19 protein-coding genes and 1 riboswitch are annotated in these 24,509 nt (G+C 55.5%); of the genes, 10 read left to right on the top strand and 9 right to left on the bottom strand.

The window, feature by feature from the left end; all coding sequences use genetic code 11:
- Positions 1-235 precede the first annotated feature (235 nt).
- Positions 236-1,642, bottom strand: a complete 1,407-nt coding sequence (locus K0H63_RS16190) for an alanine/glycine:cation symporter family protein (RefSeq protein WP_220065573.1) — start codon at positions 1,640-1,642, stop codon at positions 236-238.
- A 116-nt stretch (positions 1,643-1,758) separates the two neighbouring features.
- Positions 1,759-1,888, bottom strand: a riboswitch (glycine riboswitch).
- A 435-nt stretch (positions 1,889-2,323) separates the two neighbouring features.
- On the opposite strand from K0H63_RS16190, the gene K0H63_RS16195 reads away from it, so the two are divergent.
- From K0H63_RS16195 to K0H63_RS16225, 7 genes are all read left to right on the top strand, one after another.
- The gene (locus K0H63_RS16195; RefSeq protein WP_220065574.1) at positions 2,324-2,872 is read left to right on the top strand and encodes a DUF3332 domain-containing protein; all 549 of its coding nucleotides are present in this window, start codon (positions 2,324-2,326) and stop codon (positions 2,870-2,872) included.
- 267 nt (positions 2,873-3,139) lie between these two features.
- Positions 3,140-3,877 (top strand): ABC transporter ATP-binding protein, encoded by a 738-nt coding sequence (locus K0H63_RS16200; protein ID WP_258405600.1) that lies wholly within the window; start codon positions 3,140-3,142, stop codon positions 3,875-3,877.
- Positions 3,878-3,879: 2 nt separating this feature from the next.
- Complete coding sequence (locus K0H63_RS16205) at positions 3,880-6,498, top strand: ABC transporter permease (RefSeq protein WP_220065575.1); 2,619 nt, start codon at positions 3,880-3,882, stop codon at positions 6,496-6,498.
- Position 6,499: 1 nt separating this feature from the next.
- The gene (locus tag K0H63_RS16210; protein ID WP_258405601.1) at positions 6,500-7,663 is read left to right on the top strand and encodes a lipocalin-like domain-containing protein; all 1,164 of its coding nucleotides are present in this window, start codon (positions 6,500-6,502) and stop codon (positions 7,661-7,663) included.
- Between the two features lie 194 nt (positions 7,664-7,857).
- The gene (locus K0H63_RS16215) at positions 7,858-8,217 is read left to right on the top strand and encodes a DUF3144 domain-containing protein (RefSeq protein WP_220065576.1); all 360 of its coding nucleotides are present in this window, start codon (positions 7,858-7,860) and stop codon (positions 8,215-8,217) included.
- A 1,165-nt stretch (positions 8,218-9,382) separates the two neighbouring features.
- Positions 9,383-9,859, top strand: a complete 477-nt coding sequence (locus tag K0H63_RS16220; RefSeq protein ID WP_220065577.1) for a hypothetical protein — start codon at positions 9,383-9,385, stop codon at positions 9,857-9,859.
- A gap of 104 nt (positions 9,860-9,963) precedes the next feature.
- On the top strand, positions 9,964-10,101 hold the full coding sequence (locus tag K0H63_RS16225; RefSeq protein ID WP_220065578.1) for a hypothetical protein: 138 nt from the start codon (positions 9,964-9,966) through the stop codon (positions 10,099-10,101).
- A gap of 393 nt (positions 10,102-10,494) precedes the next feature.
- Here K0H63_RS16225 and K0H63_RS16230 read toward each other — a convergent pair whose 3' ends face one another.
- The 6 genes from K0H63_RS16230 to K0H63_RS16250 all read right to left on the bottom strand — a co-directional run bounded on the left by K0H63_RS16230 (position 10,495) and on the right by K0H63_RS16250 (position 16,049).
- Positions 10,495-10,704 carry a hypothetical protein gene (locus tag K0H63_RS16230; RefSeq protein WP_220065579.1) on the bottom strand — a complete coding sequence of 70 codons (210 nt, stop codon included), beginning with the start codon at positions 10,702-10,704 and terminating at the stop codon, positions 10,495-10,497.
- A 12-nt stretch (positions 10,705-10,716) separates the two neighbouring features.
- Positions 10,717-10,848, bottom strand: coding sequence for a hypothetical protein (locus K0H63_RS20135; RefSeq protein ID WP_258405602.1), 132 nt, complete (start codon positions 10,846-10,848; stop codon positions 10,717-10,719).
- Between the two features lie 327 nt (positions 10,849-11,175).
- Positions 11,176-11,388 (bottom strand): transcription antiterminator/RNA stability regulator CspE, encoded by a 213-nt coding sequence (gene cspE, locus K0H63_RS16235; protein WP_011761070.1) that lies wholly within the window; start codon positions 11,386-11,388, stop codon positions 11,176-11,178.
- A 484-nt stretch (positions 11,389-11,872) separates the two neighbouring features.
- On the bottom strand, positions 11,873-13,009 hold the full coding sequence (locus tag K0H63_RS16240) for a hypothetical protein (RefSeq protein ID WP_220065580.1): 1,137 nt from the start codon (positions 13,007-13,009) through the stop codon (positions 11,873-11,875).
- Positions 13,010-13,278: 269 nt separating this feature from the next.
- Positions 13,279-14,469, bottom strand: coding sequence for a class I SAM-dependent methyltransferase (locus K0H63_RS16245; RefSeq protein WP_220065581.1), 1,191 nt, complete (start codon positions 14,467-14,469; stop codon positions 13,279-13,281).
- A 458-nt stretch (positions 14,470-14,927) separates the two neighbouring features.
- A complete protein-coding gene (locus K0H63_RS16250) occupies positions 14,928-16,049 on the bottom strand; it encodes an endonuclease/exonuclease/phosphatase family protein (RefSeq protein WP_220065582.1) in 1,122 nt (373 codons plus the stop codon).
- Positions 16,050-16,270: 221 nt separating this feature from the next.
- Between K0H63_RS16250 and K0H63_RS16255 the strand changes: the two genes are divergently transcribed.
- Positions 16,271-18,292, top strand: coding sequence for a DUF3857 domain-containing transglutaminase family protein (locus K0H63_RS16255; RefSeq protein ID WP_220065583.1), 2,022 nt, complete (start codon positions 16,271-16,273; stop codon positions 18,290-18,292).
- A gap of 9 nt (positions 18,293-18,301) precedes the next feature.
- The gene (locus K0H63_RS16260; RefSeq protein ID WP_220065584.1) at positions 18,302-19,432 is read left to right on the top strand and encodes a hypothetical protein; all 1,131 of its coding nucleotides are present in this window, start codon (positions 18,302-18,304) and stop codon (positions 19,430-19,432) included.
- Positions 19,433-19,575: 143 nt separating this feature from the next.
- Here K0H63_RS16260 and K0H63_RS16265 read toward each other — a convergent pair whose 3' ends face one another.
- Positions 19,576-20,250: a nitroreductase family protein gene (locus K0H63_RS16265; RefSeq protein ID WP_220065585.1), complete on the bottom strand. Its 675-nt coding sequence runs from the start codon at positions 20,248-20,250 to the stop codon at positions 19,576-19,578.
- A 159-nt stretch (positions 20,251-20,409) separates the two neighbouring features.
- Here K0H63_RS16265 and K0H63_RS16270 point away from each other — a divergent pair, with 159 nt between their 5' ends.
- The gene (locus K0H63_RS16270; RefSeq protein ID WP_220065586.1) at positions 20,410-22,083 is read left to right on the top strand and encodes a sensor domain-containing diguanylate cyclase; all 1,674 of its coding nucleotides are present in this window, start codon (positions 20,410-20,412) and stop codon (positions 22,081-22,083) included.
- Positions 22,084-22,161: 78 nt separating this feature from the next.
- Here the strand turns inward: K0H63_RS16270 and mrcB are convergent, their stop codons facing one another.
- Complete coding sequence (gene mrcB / locus K0H63_RS16275; RefSeq protein ID WP_220065587.1) at positions 22,162-24,501, bottom strand: penicillin-binding protein 1B; 2,340 nt, start codon at positions 24,499-24,501, stop codon at positions 22,162-22,164.
- Between the last annotated feature and the right edge of the window lie 8 nt (positions 24,502-24,509).

The following is a 24,509-nucleotide window of genomic DNA, read 5'->3' on the forward strand; positions in this document are numbered from 1 at the left end:
TATCCCTGTATACCGGCTAACCCGGCAGTTTTGGTCAGACACGCACTCTCCCCTTCCCGGGAAGGACTTCAGCGGCTTGGCTCTTTCAGTCACACAACTGATTGAACTTCGGCGAAAAATTAACTCGTCCATTTAACCATTCAAGATACGAATAGACAAGGGAGCCCGATCACCTTTTCTCCAGTGCGAGGTGGAATTTACCTACCGCTGACAGACATCAAAGCGCCATTACAGCTTAACTCAACAGGCCATCTTCAGCCTCTTTTGATGGGCCCTCCAGCGGCGCCTTCCCAACCGTCATGGCGCTGCGGGTACCAGCGGCACCAAAGTAGCATTGGCTCTCGGCGATGATGACGCTGCGCAGTCCAATAAGTGCTATCAGATTGGGAATGGCCATCAGGCCATTGACGACATCTGCAAGCAGCCAGATAAGGTCGAGCTTGATAAAGGCACCACCGGCAATCAGCAGCAAAAAGAACAGCCGATAGAGTCCCGCGTAACGGCCATTGGTGAGGTAACTCCAGCAGCGCTCGCCATAGTAGTTCCACCCCAGAATAGTGGTAAAGGCAAAACACACCAGCGCCACGGTCACCAGATACTGCCCCAGCAAGGGGTCTGTTGCCGCGGAAAAGGCCGCGCTGGTCATGGCCGCCCCGGCGCTGTCTCCACTCCAGACACCTGTGATGATAAGCACCAGGCCTGTCATGGTGCAGATAATCAGGGTATCGAAAAAGGTGCCTGTCATGCTCACCAGCCCCTGCTCCACCGGCTCTTTGGTACGTGCAGTCGCCGCCGCAATGGGCGCGCTGCCAAGGCCGGACTCGTTGGAGAACACCCCTCGGGCGATACCGGTTTGAATCGCCAGTGCCACAGTCGCCCCCAAAAAGCCGCCCCCGGCGGCAACCGGGGTAAAGGCGGCATTCACCACCAAAGACAGGGCCGGCACTATGGCGTCGTGGAGGCTTAGCAGTACCCAAAGGCAGGCCAGCACATAGCCGATGGCCATGGCAGGCACCAGGGTTTGGGCAACCGATGCGATGCGCTTAACGCCCCCCAGGGTCACGGCCGCCACCAGCACAGTCAGCACGCTGGCTGTCACCCAGGTGGGCACGGCAAAGGCCACCGTCATGGCATCGCTGATGGCATTGACCTGAGCGAAGGTACCTATACCGAAAAAGGCCACCCCCACCCCGAACATGGCAAAGAGCTTGGCGAGCCAGCCAAGGCCAAGTCCGCGTTCAATGTAATACATGGGGCCACCGGCGATATTGCCTCTGGCGTCGGTGGTGCGGTATTTGAGCGCCAGCAAACACTCGGCGTATTTGGTGGCCATGCCAAAAAAGGCCGCCACCCACATCCAAAACAGCGCACCCGGCCCACCGAGCTTGATGGCGGTGGCGACCCCAACTATGTTGCCCGTGCCTATGGTGGCCGAAAGTGCGGTGCAAAGCGCCCCAAAGGACGACAGCTCCCCCTTTCCGGAGGCGGGTTTAAAGAGCAGTGGCAGGGCGAGGGGTAATTTGACCAGCTGCAGTAGCTTCAAGCGAACGGTGAAGTACACGCCGGTGCCCACCAACAAACACAGGGTCACAGGACCCCAAACAATAGCGTTCAACTGCGTCAGCAGTGCGTGAAAATCCATAGCATCCTCGGTTATTAAACAAACGACATTAATAAACGGAGGAGGAAAAGAAATGGCTGCGAACCAAGGTGGAAGAGACCTGTGGCAAAAGGCCACCCGGGGAGGGTGGTGCAATCATCCTCTCCTCTGTCCTTTTGCCTGAGCGTTTCACCCCAAAGGGGCTTTCGCCTTCGGCGCCCGGTGCCGATTACAGCTGACATGCTCGATGCCAAAAGTAACTGACCGGATCTCTCCAGAGGCTCGTCCAGTAGCAGTCCACACCAGGTCAATTCCTGGCACCTGAAAGAGTCCTTCGACTTGCATCGAAGTTGGCCTCGTCGGTGTGGGGCATGCCCCAACTCTCCTGCTACCTTCATCCGAACGGAACCCGCGGTTTGGCCGCGGGGGCAGCAAGATTGCCAGAAGCCGGGGATACAGGCAACAGGTCGCAAGGGAAGCGTGACGCCCATCATGCTTGCCAACGTCCTTTGCCTGTAACCTTTGTTAGTGTTCTGCAATACAATCCGCCGCAAAGCCAGCAATCCAAACCTTTAGCATCAATCACTTACAAAAGGTCTCAAGCCGGTTACGACCACAACAGAATCCTTACCCCAAAGTGTGAGCCACTGCCCGGTGATAAAAGGCCCAGCCACTAGAATCTGCGCCCCGAATACCCGATTGATTTCACACGGATTGAGCCACATGAAATTGAACAAAGTCACCCTGACGCTGGCGCTGCTTGCCAGCACCCAACTCACTGCCTGTATGGGCCAAATGGGCCTGAGCAGCATGCTGACCCAGGGCAACCTGTCGGCGGTGGATAACCGCTATGGCCGCGCTGGTCTGTACATGCTGTTGGCGCCGGTTTATGGTCTCACCGCCACAGCCGACCTCTTTATTTTCAACAGTATCGAATTCTGGACCGGCAAAAACCCTATCACCGGCAAGTCTCCGGCTTTGGTGGACATGCCCGCCAAGACCATTATCAAGGTCAACGATAAGCTGGATAAGGAGCTGACCGATGCGCCGCTCAAGGGCGCCCTGGGCGCCAACAACCGCCAGCAGATTGAAAATGCTCAGTTTGTTGCCATCGATGACAACACCCTGACCATGTTGGTGCGCTTCAGCGATGGCCGCGACCAAACCATGACAGGTAAGCGCAGCGGCGAAGGGGTGGACTTCTTTGTCGACAATCACTTTGTGACCCGCGTAAGTATCGAGGAGCTTAGCGCCTACGCCGCCAACCGCTGAGCACAGAGTTGGCATAAGCCAGACATCCGCCGCTGCTTCACGCCCTGACTTTTTGCTCAGGGCATCTGCCAGCGGCAAAGTCTTGAGGTTAACCATTCCAGGTAAGCGCCGCCATTCTCAAGTTTTGGACCAAATCCGTCATTCCCTCCGGTATCCAGCTGATCTTTCCCGCTTGTTTTAACGTAGTTTTTCCCAAAGCAGCAGGTTATCCTTTGTCCAGTTATTGCCGGCAACACCTGGCAGTGACGGCCGAACTAAGGAGAGGTAATGACGCCGATAGTCGCCATGCAGGAGATACACAAGAGTTTTCAGGACGGTGCAGAGCGACACCGGGTACTGGATAATCTCACCCTGGAAATCCACCCCGGTGAAACTGTCGCCCTCACAGGTCCCAGCGGCAGCGGCAAGAGCACCCTGCTCAATCTGATTGCCGGGTTCGATGGTCCCGACGATGGCCACATCCGCCTCCTTGGCAGACCCACCCATGAGTTCAGCGCCAAAGACTGGGACGCGTTTCGCCGCCGCGAGCTTGGCATGGTGTTTCAGCAGTTCAACCTGCTGGAACCGTTAAATGTGCAGGCCAATATTCATTTTCCCCTCGCTTTAAACGGTCTGCCCTGGGATGACTGGTGCAATACCCTGGCAAGCCGTTTGGGGCTGACCGAGCTTCTGTCCCGCCCGGTGGACAGCCTCTCCGGCGGTCAGCAGCAAAGGGTCGCCATCGCCCGTGCTCTGGCCCAGCGCCCGCCGCTGCTGCTTGCCGATGAACCCACAGGCAACCTGGATGAGCACGCCGGCGACGAGGTGATGACCCTGCTCACCAGCCTCGCCCGGGAAAGCAATACCGCCATCCTGATGGTGACCCACAGCGAGCGCTGCGCCGCCTTTATGCAAAGACGCTGGCACCTCAGCAATGGCCAGATTGCAGAGGGCCAGCGGTCCGCAGGTGGCAGTCCGGCGACTCAACAACTCGTGCCGGACTCGGACAGGCCGGGCCGGGCATAAGCATGGGCACGACTCAAACAGCACCCACCCAACATGGCCTGTGGCTGAGCCTCAAGGTCTTTGTGGGCCATTACCGCCGTGCGCCGCTGCAGGCCGGGGCCATTTTGCTGGGCATTATCCTCTCCGTGGTACTGCTCACGGCCGTCAAAAGCATCAATGAAAATGCCCGTGCCAGCTACCGCGAGGCCACGGCGCCCCTTTCTGGCCGCGCCGCCTTTACCCTGCTGCCGGCAGGGGGCGCCGCGTTTCTCAGCGATGACATTTATTTTCGCCTCAGTCGCCAGGGCCTTAAGTTGCTGCCGAGATTAAACGGCGTCATCACCGACGATAGCGGCAGACGCTTTTACATCGACGGTATCGACATCATCGCCGCCACTTCTGCGGCCGGTTCCGCGGCGACCTCCAGTTCTGATCCCCAAAGTCCTGCGCCCCAGAGCGCATCGGCCAAATCCGGCAGCCCCCTCTCTGCCAACCTTGACCTGGCAAGCCTGCTCAGCGGCGAGCCTGTATTGCTGCTAAGCCAAAGCCACCTCGAAAAGATTCAGGCCGCAGGCGACGTCACCCTGAGTGGCAAGGAAATAACCCTGATTGGTTTGGATGACAGTTATGGCCTTGGCAGCGCCATGGTGGCCGACCTGTCCTTTGCCAAAGCCGCGCTGAAGACGTCCGATACACTGAGCAGCATTGAGGTGCTGGATAACATCGGCCTCGATGCCTTAAAACAGCATCTGCAACAGGCCGGTATCGCTATTTCAAGCCTTGAAATCGTTGCCGAAGATAATGGGGCGGCACTCAGTGAACTCACCGGCAGTTTTCATTTAAGCCTCAAGGCCATGGGGCTGCTGTCTTTTGTGGTGGGGCTCTTTATCGCCTACAACGGCGTGCGTTACAGCCTGATGAAGCGCACCCGGCTTTTATTGCAGCTGCGCCAGCTGGGTGTGGGGCAGCGGGAACTTCTGGGCGCCCTGACGCTGGAGCTGATGCTGATGGTTAGCCTCGGCGCCTTAGCCGGGTTTGTGCTGGGGCTGTGGCTGGGTCAGGTGCTTATGCCACTGGTCGCCATGACACTGGAGCAAATCTACGGCGCTCGCCTCTTGCCCGGCCACTGGCAACCAGCCTGGTTTATTGAAGCCTTTGGCCTGACCGCCGCCGCGAGCCTCTTTGCCTGCATCCCCCTGATGGCAAGGTTGGTGGCCACGCCGCTCGCCAGCAGTCGTCATCAGGCGGCAAGTCAGGGATTCGATACCCGAATGCAGCGGCTGCAGCTTACTGTTGCCGCCGCGCTGCTCCTGCTGGCGCTGCTGATAACCCTGGTGGAGCCTCAAGTAAGCCAGTATCTGCGGGAGCAGCAACTGCCACGGCTGTTGCCGATTTATAGCCTGGGGCTGATTGCGCTGGTGACGCTGGCAACGCCGCTGCTGTTACCCAGCCTGCTGGCGCGGCTGCCTGCGCTATTTTCCAGGCCAGGCCTCTACAGACCTGGGCTGTCACACTACCTGGTGGCCGAGCTTAAGGTACTGGCACCGCCCATGTCGCTGGCCATGATGGCCATGCTGCTGGCGCTGTCGGCCAATATCGCCATGACGACCCTGGTGGGCAGTTTTGAAGGCACCTTAAAGGCCTGGCTCAACCAGAGGCTCCATGCCGATATTTACTTAAGGCCCGGCGACAGCCGCATGCAGGAGGTCATGGCAAAACTCGATGGCGACAGCCGCATCAGCGCCAGCTACCGCCAATATTCCAGCCCCGCCGTGCTCACAGGCCAGGGTAACAGCGATACCCGCTTCCGCCTGCTGGCGCGGGATAGCCTGTCGGTACGGGAAACCAGCACCTTGAAGCTATTCGATGACACGCTGTGGCAAGCCATGGAGCAAGGCGGCAGGCAAATTCTGGTGAATGAGCCCATGGCGCTGCGGCTCAATATTCAGCTTGGAGATACCCTGGATGTGGCCGTTGGCGGCCAACGCCTGAACCTGGTGGTTGCCGGCATTTTTTACGATCACGGTAATCAGCAGTTTGAAACCCTTATCGAGGAAGCGTTATGGCTTGAGCTGGGGCTCTCCCCCATTCCCATGAGTCTGGCGCTGAGTTGCAACGCGTGCGACGCCGAGCAGCTTGCCAACGACCTTGCCGGGGAGCTTGAGCTGTCACGCTCGCTGATTTTCAGCCAGCAGAACATCAAAAAAATTGCCATCACCATGTTTGGCCGCACCTTTGAAATCACCGCAAGCCTCGGCACTCTCACCCTGCTCGTGGCCTCCATTGGCCTGTTCTCGGCGCTGTCCATGCTCTCCGCCAGCCGCGAAAATCCGCTGGCGCGGCTGCACGCCCTGGGGGTGAGCCGCCGGGAGCTGCTGTTAATGAGCGCAGTGCAAATGCTGCTGATGGTGCTGGCCACCGCATTGCTTGCGGTGCCCGTGGCCTGGATACTCGCCTGGCTATTGATCCACAAGGTCATTTTGCTCTCGTTCGGCTGGAGCCTCACCATGGATTGGCAATGGCTGCCGGTACTTACCGCCATAGGTGCGGCGCTGCTGTCGGCCTCGCTGGCCCTCGCCTGGCCCCTGTGGCGTCAAAGCCGTCGCCCGCTAATCCGCAGTTTGCAGCAGGAGGCGAATTGATATGAGCTTAGCCATGAAAATCAAGCTCTTGCCCCTGCTTGCGCTGGCTTTATTGCTGACCTCTGGCTGTGGCAAAAGCGGCGACAATCGGCATCAGGCCCCAGACACAGCGGCCCCCGGCATGGGGGAGCTGATGGCGGGGGATATTGCAGGCTTCGATACCGTGAGCCCCGGCACACCCCTGAGTTTTCCTGCCGACCACGGCCCCCACAATAATTTCCGCCAGGAGTGGTGGTATCTTACCGCCAACCTCACAACCGCCAGCGGCGAGCCTTTGGGGCTGCAGTGGACCCAGTTTCGGGTGGCGCTGAAACCAGAACCCGACTCGGCATTGCCGGGTGGCAATCAGCACAGCGCCGACGACGGCTGGCACAGCCGCCAGCTGTGGTTTGCCCACGCCGCCGTCACCCGCGAGCACAGCCATGTGGCTGCCGAGCAATGGTCCCGTGGCCACAGCCAACTTGCAGCCGCTGGCGGCAACCCCTTTTCGGTGCATCTCGCCGACTGGCGCTGGCAATCCAACACCCCGGTTCTCTTTCCCGCAAGCCTCACTGTTGCAGGCGCAAACGGCGCCGAAGCCCCCGCCTATCGTCTCAGGCTTTCCAGTCGCTCGCCGCTGCAACTTCAGGGCGATGAGGGTTACAGCGCCAAGAGCTTCGATGCGGGGCTGGCATCCTATTACTACTCGGCACCTTTTATCGATATCGAGGGAGAGGTACTGCTGGATGGCGAGTGGCAAAAGGTCAGCGGCCAGGGCTGGCTCGACCGCGAATGGAGCAGCGCCTTTTTGGGGCTGGCACAACAGGGCTGGGACTGGTTTGCCCTGCGCCTCGACGATGGCTCGGCGCTGATGCTGTTTCAGCTGCGTGAACAAAACGCCAAGTCCTTCACCCATGCCAATCGCATGTGGCCCGATGGTCGCAGTGAGCAGCTGGAGGTGCTCTCGATGATGCCGACCGACTACCGTCAGGGCTATCCGGTTGTCTGGCAGCTGAGGTTGAAAGACAAAAGCGCAGGCGGCCAGCTTAATCTCAAGGTTGAGGCCCTCAACGGCGACGCCCGCATGCAGCTCAGCATGCCCTATTGGGAAGGCCCGGTGCGCATCAGTGACAGTGACAGCGGCAGCCACAGAGGTGAGGGCTATATGGAGCTGACGGGGTATTAGCGAAAGCCTTCGCCGGGACAACGCTTTGGGATGTTTTGGGATGCGGCGCAGCTATTTGTCAGGCTATCGCGCCATTCTGTGATTCAGTCGGCTGTCACTTCAAAGGCAAATACTTTAGGGTAAGGGCAACTACAAACGGGGCGAGTTCCTGGCGTTTTTCCTTCAGGAACCGACCCTTCACACAGGAATATCCCATGTCTGAAGAAACGCTTGCCACCGAGACCACATCTGAAACCAGCACTGATACCACCTCTGAGACCGCTACCAATAGTCAAAATGCCTTTTACGAGCGCGCCTCCGAGCTGATCAAGCTCGCCAACCAGCAAAATCAGGACCCAGCTATCAAAACCGGCGAGATCAGCGCCTCCTTCATGTGGGCCGTCGCCCGCTACAACGCCTGGTTTGCCTCCACCAGCTTCGAAACCCAGGCGCAGATGCAGCCCAAGAAGCAGGAAATGATGGACTATTACATGGAGCGTTATAAAGAGATGCTCGAAGCCAACCTTGATGACTATATCGAGAACTTCGACCACTACAGGGCAACACAGAAGTAGGGAGGCTGATGCCACAGCCTGCTCTGGCTGTTAACTCTTTGTCGCTTTGCAAGCGACCGGAAGTCGTGGGTCTCCAACCCACACCCGGCCAAAAGGGGATCTACAGCGATCCCCTCTTGGATCTCCCGCGCCGCCCCCGACGAAGTCGAGCACTTTGGACTTTTGGGCTGAAAACGGACACCGCGACCGATTCGCTCCATGCTCAACGGTCGCTGCCTCGATCTCCCTATCTCAGCTTGCCCGTTTCACTCAGCCAAACATCCAAAGCGACTTCAAAGGGGATAGAGAAGTGAAACCTTTGGGCACAGTGTTTAGTGTAAGAGTTGTGGGTATTCCTCCCCTTCTTTCTGTCTCTCGACGCCATTTTCGCCCTCGGCCGCTCCAAGCAGGATTGGTCTTACCTTCAGGCTAATTACGACAGATACCTTGCAAGGCATGGGAAGCTTGGGCAACCTTGTAACGTCGCACTCCTAAAATGCTAACAATCAACATGAGTTCAGCAAAGTCTAGCTATTACATAAACGGCAGAGAGCCTCACATCGTTGGGAAACCCTGTGAAGGGTTCCGACTCCTTCAATTGCAGGAATCTTTGCGGGTAGTTGATCCCGCAAACATTGTTTATTTGAAGTTTGAAGGTCAGTGGCATCACCTGTGCTTTGAGGGTTCTTCGATATTCTGGCGTTTGTGCGAAATGCCACAACACCCCGTGAATTCCGACTTAGTAAATATCTTAGTGCTTGTCGAACTGGAAGAGCATAATAGCGTTGTAGGGCAAAAACTTTCGTCAATTGAGTACCATGGTGATAATGAAGGTTGTGGTGCAACCCTCAGATTCGAAAACGGTTTTGAACTTCAGTTGCGGTATTCAGGCATAGATGATTGTACTAGAATTAGCTGCTAACAAAACCAGCGAAGCTCGCTAGACCGTTGCTGGCGGCGTTAAGACTATTAGGAGGGCTCCATCGAAACGCATCAAATTATTAGAGCTGATCGAAGTATCAAAGAGTTTGTCAGTAAATTTGATGATGACCTTACTCAAATTATTCAAAACTTCGAGGCGTCTGAGAGAATTTTCGAAAGTGCATACAAAGATGTAGCCGACTCGACGACTTGGGCTAGAGAGTATCTATTTCTGTGTTTAGAGTCCCAAATTTCAGGTGTTCGTTTGCTCACTGAAGGGTTTATAAACGCCTCAGGAAATACCTTTAGAATCTCTTATGAAGCGCTAGCAATGTGTATGTTGTTAACTACCAACGCAAAGGTTCAGGTTGGCAGAGGCAAGAAGGTTAAACTTATTGACTTTGATGAAGCATATTTTTCTGGGGATAAATCCACATATCCATATCAGGCAATCGATATTGTGGTAAATAATGTTGAGGCTATCGGTCTAGAGCAAGGTTCGAACTGGCTAAAACAGGCCAAAGATTTTTATAATGGCTATTCACACGCATCACACATGGTATTTTCATCACTTGTGCTGAAAAACGGGTGTTCAATTATTGGTGGCGGATATAATTCAGAAAAAGATGATATCTATAAAAATCACTTACAATTCGTGAAACGTTTTTCAGACCAACTTCCAAATTTAATCAACATCTTAGCGATGAGAGACTTAACAAAAGCACTCAAAACGGCCACATAACGCGTTAACAGGGCTGTCAAATCAAAGAGCAAAGAGAGGGGACAGCCAAAACTCTTATTCTGAGGAATGCACAATTTTCCGCGTGGCGGCAAGAGACCTGTGAGATGAAACTGTTCATCTCACTGTCGGACGACACGCTTATCCCCATCGAAGCGGCCGAGGGTGTTGCTGAAAATTGCGTAGCGAGGCATGGATGCCGAAGCAGCGCCAGTCGAATCAGGGATGAGCGTCTGGCGCGTTAGCCAATTTTCAGCTTAAACCCGAAGGGGCTTTCCGCTTCGTCGGGAGTGTCCTTGGGGATGCAAGGGGTGTTGGACAAGCAACACCCCTTGCCCGGAGGCGGGCTGGAAGGCCGCGACTTTCGCCAAGCAGCGCTTGGCATCTATCCTGCTTAAGGTTGCTGCAAGCGGCCAGAGTGCCGCAGTCAACTCGCTGACCTAACAAAAAGGCCTGTTCTTGATGAACAGGCCTTTCGAATTTAAGAGGGGTTGGGCTCTAACCCACGACCTTCGCCAAGCGCAGCTTGGCAACTACTCAGCTTGAGGTTTCTGCAAACCGCCAGAATGGCTCAGGCAAAGACGGGGTTGAAGAGTGCACACAATCAGAAAGTTGTGATAGCCGCAACGCTTAGCGGCTTACCGTTGACGGCTATTGAAAAACCGCTCGGCGCTGGCGAACAGCTGATCGCATTGTTTTTTCTGCGCTGCATATTCAACACTGTCTTCTTCCAGGGTATCCAGAGCTGCTTTGGCGCTTTGGTACTCACCCACCATATGCTCGAACTTGGTATCGAAATTATCCTGACGTACTTTTTTGCCGACTTTGCGGTTAGATGGCTTTCGCATAGGGGTCTCCGGTTAACGTTCCAGCGTTTTATGTTGTTCTCTGGCTATCAGAATATCGTCGATTTCATTTCTGATTTGATGGCTGTTAACAGGCTTTTTTGAATTATCACTCAGAGGACTATTCCCAGGCTTTTTATTGCTCATGGTTTACTTCCTTTTCTGATTGAAATTCAAACACTCTCAGGATGACATCGTGAGAGTTACCCATTGTGCCTGTACCAGCAGACTCGTTAATCTTGATGGATTATTGAGGTGTGAGCTGTGATGAATAGCGTGCGCTGTTAATATTATCTGGATAGTATCTGTTTGAAATTATCGGCGTTGATACTATCGGTTTGATACTATCTGCGTTGATACTATCGATTTGATAAAAGAGGGTGATACCTGAACGGCTGGCCTAAGAGTGCCGCGTTGCAGATATCCAGGCAGTGTAGGTGCCTGCTACGCAGCAGACACCTTAAAAACAAGCAGTTACAGCAGGGTAACGTTTGCAGCTTGTGGGCCTTTGTTGCCCTGCTCTACGTTAAACTGAACCTGTTGGCCTTCGGCCAGGGTCTTGAAGCCATCAACAGCAATGGCTCTGAAGTGAACAAATACATCGGCGCCACCATTATCTGGGGTGATAAAGCCAAAGCCTTTTGTTTCGTTGAACCATTTTACTGAACCAGTAGTTTTAATAGACATAAATATCTCGCATAAATAAAAATTGAAGCTACTAAATTGGAAATGAAGAAAAAGGAATCGCAGGATAAATATGACAAACTGATTCGTTTGAAACTGAGAAAATCTTGAACTAAATATATCAATAGTAACTGTGCTCGATGAGCTGCGGTCACTATACACTTTGTCAGCAGAATAGATAGTTATTTCGTATTTTATTTTCTCATTCTGCGAATTTATCTCGGAAAATCAAACGTCAAAAATGGTATTAAAACCCGTTAAATCAGATGGCTGCAGCCAAAATTTGGATTTTCAAAACAGTCATTGGGATTTTGCTCAAACTCCCCAGTTTAGGTGTTGGCAATGTCTATCTCGGCAGGGGTAAGCTGACGAATGGTTGCAGCCAACCCTTCGGCTCAAACAAAAAGGCCTGCTCATCAAGAACAGGCCTTTCGGATGTTGCCGTGTCAGGGTGAAAACCCCTCAGGCATCATCAAGCGGTGCTTGCCTAGTTAGTCCCAGCATGAGCAGATGCACTGGCACTTGCCGATGCCTGTGAGCAATCCAGCGCAAGGCTGCCACTGCCCACAATTTCCAGCAGATCTTCTGTGCCTGGCAGATTTTCATAGTGCACCATCATGCCCATATTTACCGACGAACCACCCAAGGCACTGGCTGATGAGGTTGCGGCGGCTTGCGCATAGGAGGCAATCAACTGGCCTGCATTGGCAATCTCCTGCGCCGCGTTGGCCGCAGAATCAAAGTCTTGCACCACCGGGAGAGAGCCTGATCCTATAATCGGCAAATCCCATTCAAAGGTCAGCCGTCCTAATGCCTGCGCTTCAGAGGAGGCTTCTGCCATGGCATACACCAGTGCGGTGGCAATGGCGTCGGCATAGACCTGAGCCAGCGCAGAGGTTTGAACATTAAATACAGTGCCACTTGCGGCGCTCATCTGCGCGGTGAAGGTTTCTATGTTCGCACCCTGGACGTAGAAGGTGCTGCCACTGCTGGAGATTCCGCCGCCCACTGCGCTGGCAGATGCACTGCTGTCGCCGTCAGCCCCCGCTCCGGACTCTGCTTCAGCCGAGCTCTCAGTAGCACCTTCGACTTCGGCAACGGCCTCCGCCGTCGCGTTGGTCCCCACCCTGACCCTGATTTCAATTACTTCAAGATCAATCGAAAAATCAATACCTTGAAACACACTGGAATAGGCCTGCGCAATCATCTGGGCAGCAGCCTCTGCTTCGGCACTGGCGGTGGCCGAAGCACCAGCGCTGCCCTCTGCCCCGGCACTCGCCATCTGTGCGAACAGGGTACCACTGCCCATATTCGCGGTCAGCGCGACCTGATGCACGGCTCCGTTTTTCCCGTGCCTTGTCAGGTCAAGGTTCACACCGCCGGAATAACTGATGTCGATGTAGGATGAAGCTGCCGACATGGCACTCGCCAGCGCACTGGCCGAAATATCGCTGTCAGCATCGCTTGCCATGGCGGAAGCCGGAACCATACAGGTGTTTGCCCCAATCACACTGTCGGATACGGAAATTGTGGTACTGCCTTGGGTATTTTCGCCTGGTGGGCTTGCCCAGACGCTAGCGCTTAACAGAGAACTTACCAACACAAAAAGCTTTGTCTTATTCATAGCGGTTCTTCCTTGTTTACCGTGGTCACTGCCATGGCTCGCGACTGAGTCATGGCAGCGTTTCTACTGCCTGCAAAAGTATAGAAGCCGGTTAAAATGCGTCTCAGACGAAATAGTAATAACTTTCAATATCAGAAATATACATACAAAATCACCTTGAAAGACGGCGTAAAACCTGTGTCAGCTGAGCCACTCAGCGCACCTTTTTAGAAGTCAGAAAGCAAAAAAGCCCGCTCATCGAGAGCAGGCTTTTCATTTGGCACTCTGGGTTACCAGACCCTGGCAACGAGCCCCTTGAGGTAGAAACCTTCCGGGAATGCGGCGCCGATTGGATGGTCTGAGGCCTGACTCAGGCGCTCGATAAACTGGGCGTCGCGGCCGGCATCGAGGGCGGCGTCGGCAACGATTTTCTGGAACAGGTCTGCGGGCATCAGGCCGGAGCAGGAGAAGGTCAGCAGCGTGCCGCCGGGCTTAAGCAGCTGCATGGCAATCATGTTGATGTCCTTGTAACCACGGCAGGCGCCATTGAGCTGGGCCTTGTTGTCGGCAAACTTGGGTGGGTCGAGCACTATCACATCGAAGGTTTTGCCTTCGTCGCGGTACTGACGCAGCAGCTTGAAGACATCGGCTTCACTGTAGGTCACATGGTCGTCGTTCAGGCCGTTGATGGCCATGTTGTGACGGGCGGTGTCCAGCGCCAGGGTGGAGACGTCCACGTTCTCGATGCTGGCGGCACCGCCCTTGGCGGCATAGAGGCCAAAGGTGCCCGTGTAGCAGAAGCAGTTGAGCACCGACTTGCCTGCCACGAAACGGGCAGCCATGGCGCGGTTGTCGCGCTGGTCGAGGTAAAAACCGGTCTTGTGGCCCTTTTCCACATCCACGGCAATCTTGATGCCGTTTTCTTCAATAATCAGTGGCATGGCGGGCAGCTCACCATGGAGTAAACCTGTGACCAGCGGCAGGCCTTCTTTCTTGCGGGAGTCCACATCGGAGCGCTCATAAATGGCGCACTCGGGGAACTGCTCGGCCAGCACAGACACCAGGGTGTCGCGCCAGTAATCGGCGCCGGCCGACAGCAGCTGACACACAAGCACATTGGCGTAGCGGTCGATGGTGATGCCGGGCAGGCCATCGGACTCAGCGCCGACCAGACGATAGCCGGTGAGGCCCTTTTCGCGGATAAGCGCATCACGGCCAGCCTGTGCGCGGGCGATGCGCCGGGCGAAAAAGTCGCGATCTATAGCTTCTTCTTTATCGAAGGTCCAGACACGCACCTGAATTTGCGAGGCATCAGACCAGGCACCACGGCCAAGCCAGCGGCCGTCGTGTGCCACCACATCCACGGTTTCACCGCGCAGGGGCTTGCCCTTGATGTTGTGGACGCCGCTGGAAAACACCCAGGGGTGACGACGGTCGAGGGACTTTTCCCGTCCCGGCTTGAGTTTGATGCGAATGCTCATGAAGATGTCTCGATAACGCCAAAGGCGGCGTGTTACAGATTGGAGGCGGCGCATACCGGGTTGCTGATGACCGCAGCCGGTGCGCCACTGCCGTGAAATGCGGCCTATTTTACCTTGTTTGCACAGGCTTGGCAGGCATTCCCTTAAAAAAGCTCCAGCCCAATGATTAGCGGCGCAGGATCCCGGGCCTTTATAACCCTTGGCAGAACGGCTTCGCGCTATAGAGGCTCCAGTCCAACCACTCCATTAAGAGCCCATGTTCTGGAGTCTTCGTTAACCCGCGGCCTGTTCGCTTCGCGCTACAGAAGCTCCAGCCCAACCACTCCATTAAGGACGCATGATCTGGAGTCTTCGTTAACCCGCAGCCGGTTGGCTTCGCGCTACAGAAGCTCCAGCCCAACCATCCTATGAAGGCCGCATGATCCAAATCTTGGCTCCCTCGGTAGAACTTCGTCGCGCTATAGAAGTTCCAGCCCGACTACCAGAGCCGCATGATCTGAGCTTTCACTGTCACGTTCATACACGGGGCTTCTAAGGTGCTCATCGAAGACCGAGAAATGGCATACCCGGCCACGGGCTGGGGCCAATGCCCCATCAAAATCCTGACTCAGAAGGATATGGTCCAGCAGGCTGCCGCGGGAGCCCAGATAATGGGTCGGTCGCCTTGCCCAGCTTAAATCTTCCGTTGAGTCAGCTCCGTGGTGGCCGCCACTTTGCCGGTCAAACAGCTGGCCCTCCAGAAACAGCACCGAGGCATCTTTAAGAGTAAAGTGGCCGATGGCGTTGGCAAAGGCCTGTTCGCTCAAGCCCCCCAGGCCCGCCACTTGTCTGTCGTTGCCATGAATGGCATCGGCCCCCAGCCAGAAACCGCGAAACTCGGCGGCATCCAATCCGCTGTTAAAGTCGCCCATGACCACCATGGGATTGGCAGTCTCATCCCGCCGATTGATGAGCGCCTGATACAGGAGCATGGCCTCAAAGCCGCGGCGGGCGCTGCTGGCAAAACTGCCGAGTGCCCGGTGGGCCAGGAGCCTTGGCGCGGCCTTCATACCACCCAAAGCCTCTGGCTCAAACAGTGGTCGCTGGGATTTAAAGTGCAGCACATAGATATCCAGCATGCCCCAATCAGCAAGGCTGACTGTGGCTCTGAGCACCCTGCGGCCAAAGCGAAAATCCGCCTTAAGGTCCATGGCGGCAAGGGCGGCAGGTTCGGGCTCCACCGCCGCCACCTCTGCCAGCGGCAAACGGCTGGCAATGGCTACCACAGGAGAGCGGCAGACATAATCTTCACAGTTTGGGGTATCGACCACGGCAAAGTGCGGGTAGCCCAGCTCCTGCATCAAGGCCTTAAGTTCATCGACGCTGAACACCTCCTGAAACCCTATGATATCGGCCTCGAGATTGGCCACGCAGTGGCGCAGCCAGTCGCATTTTTTCTGCCACTGGGCCCTGGTGTAGATGCGATCAAACTCATAGGCGGCAGCGGGGGGCGCCAAAAAGTTAAACAGGTTGAGGGTGGCAATATCCACCCTGGCCAATTTACCCAAACCGGCCACCCCGTCCTTGTCTGCTTTAGCCACAGATATTGACCCTTTGTCTTTGTTTGTTAAGCCAGCCATGTTGATTCTGGATCTTCCTGCCACTGAGCCTTCTCCGGCTTTCCCTCGATGTGAGCCAATCGATGGGAATTGCATAATAAACAAGGAAATTGTCACCCACACTTTGCGACATGTTAGCCAAATGTGATAAATTTTTCTCTCGGTCGGCACATAAGGTGCCACTTCCACTCAAGGACTGCTCAGTGAACCGATGGATCCACTTCCTGCTCGTGGCAGGATTGTCTGCACTATTGGCCCTCTCGCCAAGCCAAGCCAAAACCATAACCTCAGGTGAATATTCCCTCGAAGTCTCTCCCGCCCCCGATTGGGCCACCCACGAGACGCTTCAAGCGCTGCCTGCACAGCTCAATAATGGCCCCAGCCACTTCCGGTTGGTATCACGACAAGTGCTGATATCGCCGTTATCGGATCATTATTTCCTCGAATTTGCTGCCTTGGCGGCCAATCATCAGGGAGTGAAGGAACTCTCCAAGCTCGAGCTGACCTTCAACCCTGCGTTCGAATCCATGAAGCTGCACAGCCTGCAGGTGGAACGCAACGGCGTTGTCAGCGACAGACTGGAAACGGCGCGCATCAATATTATCAACCAGGAACCGGAGCTGGTGAATGATTTGTTCCATGGACTGGCGACTGCCGTGGTGGTGGTTCCCGATCTGCGCGTGGGTGACACGCTGAGATACAGCTACTCACTCGAAGGCAGAAATCCAGTCTACGGAAAACAGTTTGGTGGCTACTTTCAGATGGGCTGGGAAGCAAGCGTCGACCTGGTCAATCTGGGCATCATCAACGCCAGTGGTGTCCCCTTGCAGCTCAAACTGCACGAATTGCCCCCAGCCACCGAATCCAAAGGCAAATATGGCATCGAGTATCATTGGCGCCAAACCAAGGTGCCCAGATACAGCTATGAAGAAGGTGCGCCGGCAGATGTCAAATGGTCGCCCTATGTCACCTTCAGCAGCAGCGACAATTGGGCCGCCATAGCCAATTGGGCCAGCGGTCTTTACCAGTTTGACAACACCCCGTCCCCAGCGCTGACCAAGTATGTAAACAGCTTGAGGGCAATGGGCAATCAGGCCAAACAGATTGAAGAAATCGTGCGCTTTGTGCAGCAGGACATTCGCTATTTTGGCATCGAAATGGGGCAAAGCAGCCATGTGCCCCATACCCCGAATCAGGTGTTCGAACGTCGGTACGGCGACTGTAAAGACAAGGCCAACCTGATGAATTTCCTGCTTTCTAACGTCGGCATCGACAGTTACCCTGCGCTGGTCAACACCCGCAGTGGTCGCTCGTTACCGGAGCAGCAGCCATCCGGCGTGTTGTTTGACCATGTTATTAACCTGGTGGAGTTTAACGGTAAACACTATTGGATTGATGGCACCAATCACGTGCAGGCGCAGGGACTGGAACAACTGACACAACCGGACTTCGGCTATGCACTGGTGCTGCGTCAGGGAGAATCGGCACTGACGGCCATGCCACAGAGTTCGCCCGCTGCAGACAGAATCGATGTTGAACAGTCACTTATCGCTTCTGGATATGATGGCCCAGTAGATATGTATGTGGTCAGTCGCTACCGCGGTAAAGAGGCCGATCGGATGCGCTATCAACTTCAGGGGGTCTCGACCTATGATGTGGAGCAGCACTACCTCAACTACTATGCCAAGCTCTACCCCGGTATCCGCCTGCAAGCGCCTGTGTTGATACACGACAGCAAAGAAGGTCGAAACGAGATCCTGCTCCGGGAGCAATACCAGATAGATAACTTCTGGAACATCGAAGGTAAAATTGCCAATTTCAGTATGCTGGCCTTCAAGCTTACCGATCTCATTCAACTGCCATCGGTGATACAGCGTACCCAGCCAATGGCCATATCCGGGCCTGTGAGTGTCAACCACACCATTCGGGTGAGCTTACCCCAGCCGGTTCAGGTGCACGTTAACGGGGAAGACCTGATAATTGACACTCCCAGCCTCGCCTATCGCTCCAGCGAACTGGGTCGCCCGGGCACCCTTATCCGGCAACATTCACTGGTCCTCAAGCAGGACAGGATCCCCGCCGCAGAAAGCGCCGAGTACGTTGACGCGCTGAAAAAAATCGATCGGGATATCTACTACACCGGCACCGCTGAAGGAGACTTTACCCAACCCAGCAACCCCGGTATCGACTATCTGGAACAACACCTGAATACAGGTACTCGCTAAGGAATCATGATGTCCAGACTGCTTTTTTGCCTGCTGTTGCCAGTACTCTTATTGGGCTGCAATGCCACACAAAAATCCACCCAAAGGGCACCTGCCAACCACAGTGCCTCAGCCGTTAACACACCCGGAAACGGTCAGCTGGAGCGCCTCTACTCCTATGCAGAGCGACTGGCACAGAGGCTGAACAACAAGGATATCGACGGTATATGGCGCCGGGATTTGGTGCTTGAGCATATGCGCGCCACGGGTGAAGAACCGATCAATGCCCAGATGTTTGCACAGCTGTTTGAACAGCGCTTCAATACCTTCGTCAGCCATAGTTCAGACTGGCACGTTGATGCGGTGCGGGATGGGCAAATTTTACTGAGTAACAACGTCAGAGGGTTACCCGGCGTTGCTGTGATTTATTTTCGCACCAACCCGCTGACCTCTGAGCCGGAGCTGCTGGACTGGCAACTTCAGGATGCGTTCTCCCGTGGCACCACCGTATTAGGGGCTTACATGCAGCATGCCCCCGACCTGACAAATTCGGGATTTTTGGAGCTGGCCTTACAGGTAAAACAGGGGCGTGCACTCAGTGTGGACGATATGGTTGAGGTGTATCACAGGTTCAGTGATGCAGTGAAACAGGACCCCATCATCATGGGAGACTACCTTTCCTTTACCGGCATACTCGAAATGGACTTACCCCAGGATATTCTTAATGAGATCCACGCAAACCGCCCGGCGCTGACTCTGGACAATGCTCAGCCATTGGCCAATCTGGCTGCGATGGCCGGGGACTTGGACAACAGCCTGCGCGCATATGAGCTGGGGAAAGCCCATTACGGCGAAACCCTCACCAACCAGCGACTTATCTATGCCATCAATCTGGCGAGTAGCGGCTTTATTCCTGAGGCCAACAAAGCCTTTATTGAGTATTGCCGCGCCCATCCCCAAGAGTTTCGGGGGGTACTGATATACTTTTTACTTCTGGTGGAAATGGATGCCTTTGACGATGCAGCCGTTGTCAAACAGGCGATGCGATTGCAGTTTCAGATAGACCCGGACAAGGAAGTGATCCGCAACAGTGATGACAGCGTAGACAACACAAAACTGCGCGCCTTTATGGCCAGTCCCGCCAACCAGGCGCTGAACTGAGCCACTCACCTTACCCCATGCCGGCATGGGGTAAGGCCGCCACAGCCGACACGAACAGTGCAACAAGCTGTAGCGCCAGTGACTTGAAACTGAATCCTGCCCCTCTCTATTGCGCTGCTAAATATCTGTTGATAAACAGCCAACTATAGAAACGAAGCCACCTGTTCCAGAGATTTCTTTTTCAGGGCATGATCGGGGACTGTGGCGTCTTTGTCGGGATACCCGGCCACAATCAGCATGTAGGGCCGGTCCACATCATTGTCACGGCCACAAATTTTGCTCAAAAAGCTCATGGGTTTTGGGGTATGGGTCAGGGTGCCAAGGCCTGCATGGTGCAGCGCCTGAATCAAAAATCCGGTAGCAATACCAACAGATTCATGCACGTAGTAGTTGGTCTTGTTATCGCCTTCATCCACTCCACCGCGCTTTTGGCTGAACACGGCGATGAGCCAGGGAGCCCGCTCCAGATAGGCCTTATTGGCATTGGTCCCCAAGGGCTTTAACGCATCCAGCCACTCTTCCCCCGCCCGCCCCTGATAAAAACTTTGCTCCAGCGCCTCGGCCTCGCGGCGAATGGCGGCCTTCACCTCGGGACTGGAAATGGCCACAAAATGCCAGGGCTGATGATTGGCACCGCTTGGCGCCGAGGCCGCCGCCAGTATGCATTGCTCAATGATCTCTTTGGCCACAGGTCTGTCTGAAAACATGCGAATGGAGTGACGTCGGCGAAGCTCGATAAGATTGGCCTGTGCGCGTCGTCCCATCTCTTCGGGAGGATATTCAATAAAGTCATTCAGGGGATGATGCAGTTCCGTCATGGGTCAGACTCCAATTGCCATATTATTCAGGAGTCCACCTTAGCAGGAAGCGTGGGCGGTCACAGCAAAACATTTACCGAACAGGTGTATGTAAAATTATACAAACTACCCATAAATCATTACTATATTTAACCAGATGTCACCACCCAAGGCGAATAGATGAGTTTGCGACAAGCGCTGGGGTTGTTGGCGCTGGTGCTGTTTTCTCTGTTTGCCCACGCCCAGCCACTCACACCGGACGAACTGCCCGGGGACCCACTGTCCCGGGAATGGATGTATTTGATTGAGTCCGACACGCCCCTCAGCCCTGCTAATGCCAAAACCGCCTTCGAGCGGGGACGCTTTGCACCCCATGGCAAAAAGATCCCCAGTCTGGGGATAGGCGCCCCCCCGCTGTGGCTCGCGCTGTCGTTACAAAACCCGTCCGATGCTGATATTCAGCTCATTTTCGAGCTCGCCAATGCCTGGCAGGATGAGGTGGCACTCTATCTGTTTGACCAGAGTGACCGCATGCAGGCCTGGTACGGCGGCGACCTGAATGCCACAGCGGAAGATGGCCGGTTTATGCGCCAGTCTTTGTGGCTGCCCCCGGGCAATCAGCTGCTCCTGCTCAGGGTGTCGGGGCCCGATCCCAGGTTGGTCCCCGTCTACCTGACAAGTCCACAGCAAGCGAACCAGCGTAATCGCATCGAGTTGCTCAGCTACGGCTTTCTCTATGGCGGTCTTTTTGCGCTGCTGGGGTATAACTTTATCCTCTTCCTGGGGATAGGCAGGCGCAGCTATTTTTATTATTCACTGTTTTTATTCAGTTTTATTCTGCTCAACCTGAGCTATACCGGCCACGGTCAGTTCTGGTTCTGGCCCGGCCTGTCCCACTGGCGCCAGTGGTCTCACCCCATGCTGATGACACTTTACTGTGTGTCGGGGCTGATGTTCGCGCTGCGTTTTTTGGGTATCGACAAGCTCCGCCCCCATCTGAGCTATGTGGTGCTGGGATTGGCGGTGCTGATGATGGCCGCTCAGGGGGTGGCCATGGCCACCGACGATCGGGAGCTTGGACTCATCTTCGCCTTCGATTTTGTCTATATCTTTACCCTGCTGATGCCCCTGTTGGGCATACTCGCCTGGCAGCACGGGCTGCCCACCGCCAAGCTGTTTTTGCTGGCGTCTTTGTCGACCATGGTCGGCAGCTGCACCACGGGGCTCGCGGTTGAGGGCTATATCAGTTTCAACCAGTGGACCTACCGTGCGGCCGAAATAGGTATGTTTATCGACGCCATGTTGCTGGCGCTGGCGCTCGCGGCTCAGTTTCGCCAATCAGAGCAAGAGCGCGTGCTGGCCCAACAGTTGGCGGCCACCGATCCCCTTACCGGCATAGCCAACCGCCGCGCCTTCAGCGAGCAATTACAGCGACTGTGGCACCTCGACAGCCAGCGCCGCTGTCGGGCGCTGATCATGATAGACATCGACAGGTTCAAATCCATTAACGATACCCTGGGCCATGAGGTGGGCGACAAGGTGCTGACGGATATCGCCCGGGTGATACGCTACTCGATACGCAATCGTGACCAGTGTGGCCGCTGGGGCGGCGAGGAATTTGTGGTACTGCTGGCCTCTGCCAGCGAAGAGGAAGTGGGCACCATCGCCGAACGTATCCGCCACAATATCGAAAGCCTCTGCTTTCCGGCGCCCGCCAACAAGCTTAAGGTTACAGCCAGTGTGGGCGTGTGCCTGGATGAGGGGCACAGCCGCCATGAAGATATTTTGCGGCGTGCCGACGAGGCCATGTATCAGGCCAAAGAGGCCGGCGGCAACCGTATTAAATTTGCCTGACACCATACACCCTGACCAACAAACAAAAAGCCCGGCAATGCCGGGCTTTTCAGTCAATCTCAGATAACTTATCCAGATTTAACCACCGATGATTTTTTGCCACCAGGACAAAGGCTTGCCGCAATTTTGTGCCGGCTTCCAACTGCCCGCTTTGGCAGGCAGTGCCACCGCACCCGGGCAGCCTTTTTCCAGTGCATTACCACTCAAATCAAAATAACCCTGCACCACATCGTCAGGTGGGGTCATCCTCAGCGCTACCGGCGGGCGAGCCTCCAGGAAGGCCTGATAAATCGCCATGGCGCCACTGGCGCCCACCAGCTTGGTCTTGCCGTTATCGTCGCGGCCCACCCAAATTGCGGCCACGTTCCGCTCATCAAAGCCGGCAAACCAGGAGTCACGGCTGTCGTTACTGGTGCCCGTCTTGCCCGCCAGGGTGACGTTGGGGAAGGTGCGGCCAAGACGTGCCCCGGTACCTTCTGACACCACACGGGTCATGATGTACTGTGACAGATAGGCAGCCGCTGGCTCAAGGGATTGCTCAGAGGGCAAACGACTGGCCAGTATGGCTTCGTTATTCATATCCAGCACATCGGTGACAGTGGAGAGCTGGCGATAACGGCCATTGTCTGCGAGGGTCTGGTAAATCTGTGCCACCATCAGCGGCGAGCCATCCACGGCGCCCAGCAGCATCGACGGATAGGGATTAATGGCCTCACCGCGCCAACCGGCATCGTCGAGGGTGTTAATCACGGCATCCACGCCCACGGCCAGCCCCAGGTTCACAGTGGGAACGTTGAGTGACTTGTACATGGCACGCATCAAAGGCACCTGACCACTGAACGTCTTGTCGTAGTTCATGGGTGACCAGCTCTGGCCGTGCTTGTTGGTCACGGTTAAGGGCTCGTCCTTCAGGGACGTCATCAGGTTGTAGTTGCTGTCTTCAAGGGCAGTCAGGTACACGAAGGGCTTCACCAGCGAGCCAATGGGACGACGCATTTCGCTGACCCGGTTGTAGCCCTCAAAGCTGGGGTTTCTGTCCCCCACCATGGCCGCAATGCCGCCACCAAACTTGTCGGTAACCACCATGGCCGCCTGCAATTCCTTGGTGTCTTTGCCGATACGGGCCATCACGTCTTTCACGGCCTTCTCGGCAGCTTCCTGGGCTATGGGGTCGAGGGTGGTGTACACCTTGATGCCTGACTCATTGAGCAGGCTGTCCCCCCAACGCAGTGCCAGTTCCTTCTTCACCTGGGTGTAAAAGGCGGGCATACGCTGATGCACGGGTCTGCCTTCTGGCCTTAAACCCAGGGGGGATTCGGCGGCAATCTGGAAGTCGTTGACACTGATTTTGCCCGACTCCATCAAGAGTCTCAGCACCAGATCACGTCGTTCCTGCGCCCGGGCCGGATAACGCCATGGGTTGTAGTAAGAAGGCCCCTTAATGACCGCAATCAAAAAGGCCTGCTGGGCCGTGGTGAGCTCGGTAAGCGGACGGCCAAAGTAAAACTGCGATGCCAGCCCCATACCGTGCACCCCACGGGACTTGTCCTGGCCCATGTAGACTTCGTTGAGGTAGGCCTCGAGGATCTCATCCTTGCTGTAACGGAAGTCGATGATGATAGCCATCAGGGCTTCGCGGACCTTACGGATAAGGGAGCGCTCGCTGGAGAGGAAGAAGTTTTTCGCCAGCTGCTGGGTCAGGGTCGAGCCCCCCTGCACTGTGCGCCCGGCACTGATATTGACAAAGGCGGCGCGCAAAATCGCGAAGGGGTTCACCCCGTGGTGCTCGTAAAAGCTGCGGTCTTCCACCAGCAGCAGGGCTTCTACCATGGTATCTGGCACTTCTTTGCGCGGTACAAACAACCTGTCTTCACCGTCGTCCGCTATCAGGCGGTCCAGCAGCATGGGCTCCAGGTGAAACACCGCCAGTTCGCGCTTGTCGCCATGGCGTGACACCGTTGAAACCCCTTGGGAATCAAAGGTAATCATCACACGTGACGCATCCTGACTACCCAGCGGATGCAGGAATGGACGGCGCCACAAATCGATACGGGTAGCGGAGGCCGAAAACTCACCCACCTGACGGGGATTGGCCACCTTTCGATACCCCAGCAGCTGGAGTTCCGCCAGGAGCTGATGATGACTCACGGCCGCACCGGGATAGAGCGCCATGGAGCGACTGTAAATCTGCGCTGGCAGGTGCCACTTCTGGCCTTCAAATTTGCGGGCGATTTGCTGGTCGAGATAAATGCCATAGGCGGCACAGAGCACCAGTACGACCAGGGTCAGCTTCCACAGGAATGACCATATACGCCACAGGATCCCGGGCTTATTACGCGCTTTGGCTGACGTTCTGGACTTTGCCGATGCGCCCTTGGCGGGCGCCCTTTTGCCTGAATTCCGTTTATCTGAAGTCATACTTTCTC

Source organism: Shewanella zhangzhouensis (assembly GCF_019457615.1).
GTDB classification, from domain to species: domain Bacteria; phylum Pseudomonadota; class Gammaproteobacteria; order Enterobacterales; family Shewanellaceae; genus Shewanella; species Shewanella zhangzhouensis.

What these genes read in the sequence shown, in the direction of transcription:
- K0H63_RS16190 (WP_220065573.1), bottom strand. Translation starts at nt 1,642, where the DNA reads ATGGATTTTCACGCACTGCTGACGCAGTTGAACGCTATTGTTTGGGGT.
- K0H63_RS16195 (WP_220065574.1), top strand. Translation starts at nt 2,324, where the DNA reads ATGAAATTGAACAAAGTCACCCTGACGCTGGCGCTGCTTGCCAGCACC.
- K0H63_RS16200 (WP_258405600.1), top strand. Translation starts at nt 3,140, where the DNA reads ATGACGCCGATAGTCGCCATGCAGGAGATACACAAGAGTTTTCAGGAC.
- K0H63_RS16205 (WP_220065575.1), top strand. Translation starts at nt 3,880, where the DNA reads ATGGGCACGACTCAAACAGCACCCACCCAACATGGCCTGTGGCTGAGC.
- K0H63_RS16210 (WP_258405601.1), top strand. Translation starts at nt 6,500, where the DNA reads ATGAGCTTAGCCATGAAAATCAAGCTCTTGCCCCTGCTTGCGCTGGCT.
- K0H63_RS16215 (WP_220065576.1), top strand. Translation starts at nt 7,858, where the DNA reads ATGTCTGAAGAAACGCTTGCCACCGAGACCACATCTGAAACCAGCACT.
- K0H63_RS16225 (WP_220065578.1), top strand. Translation starts at nt 9,964, where the DNA reads ATGAAACTGTTCATCTCACTGTCGGACGACACGCTTATCCCCATCGAA.
- K0H63_RS16230 (WP_220065579.1), bottom strand. Translation starts at nt 10,704, where the DNA reads ATGCGAAAGCCATCTAACCGCAAAGTCGGCAAAAAAGTACGTCAGGAT.
- K0H63_RS20135 (WP_258405602.1), bottom strand. Translation starts at nt 10,848, where the DNA reads ATGAGCAATAAAAAGCCTGGGAATAGTCCTCTGAGTGATAATTCAAAA.
- cspE (WP_011761070.1), bottom strand. Translation starts at nt 11,388, where the DNA reads ATGTCTATTAAAACTACTGGTTCAGTAAAATGGTTCAACGAAACAAAA.
- K0H63_RS16240 (WP_220065580.1), bottom strand. Translation starts at nt 13,009, where the DNA reads ATGAATAAGACAAAGCTTTTTGTGTTGGTAAGTTCTCTGTTAAGCGCT.
- K0H63_RS16245 (WP_220065581.1), bottom strand. Translation starts at nt 14,469, where the DNA reads ATGAGCATTCGCATCAAACTCAAGCCGGGACGGGAAAAGTCCCTCGAC.
- K0H63_RS16260 (WP_220065584.1), top strand. Translation starts at nt 18,302, where the DNA reads ATGTCCAGACTGCTTTTTTGCCTGCTGTTGCCAGTACTCTTATTGGGC.
- K0H63_RS16265 (WP_220065585.1), bottom strand. Translation starts at nt 20,250, where the DNA reads ATGACGGAACTGCATCATCCCCTGAATGACTTTATTGAATATCCTCCC.
- K0H63_RS16270 (WP_220065586.1), top strand. Translation starts at nt 20,410, where the DNA reads ATGAGTTTGCGACAAGCGCTGGGGTTGTTGGCGCTGGTGCTGTTTTCT.
- mrcB (WP_220065587.1), bottom strand. Translation starts at nt 24,501, where the DNA reads ATGACTTCAGATAAACGGAATTCAGGCAAAAGGGCGCCCGCCAAGGGC.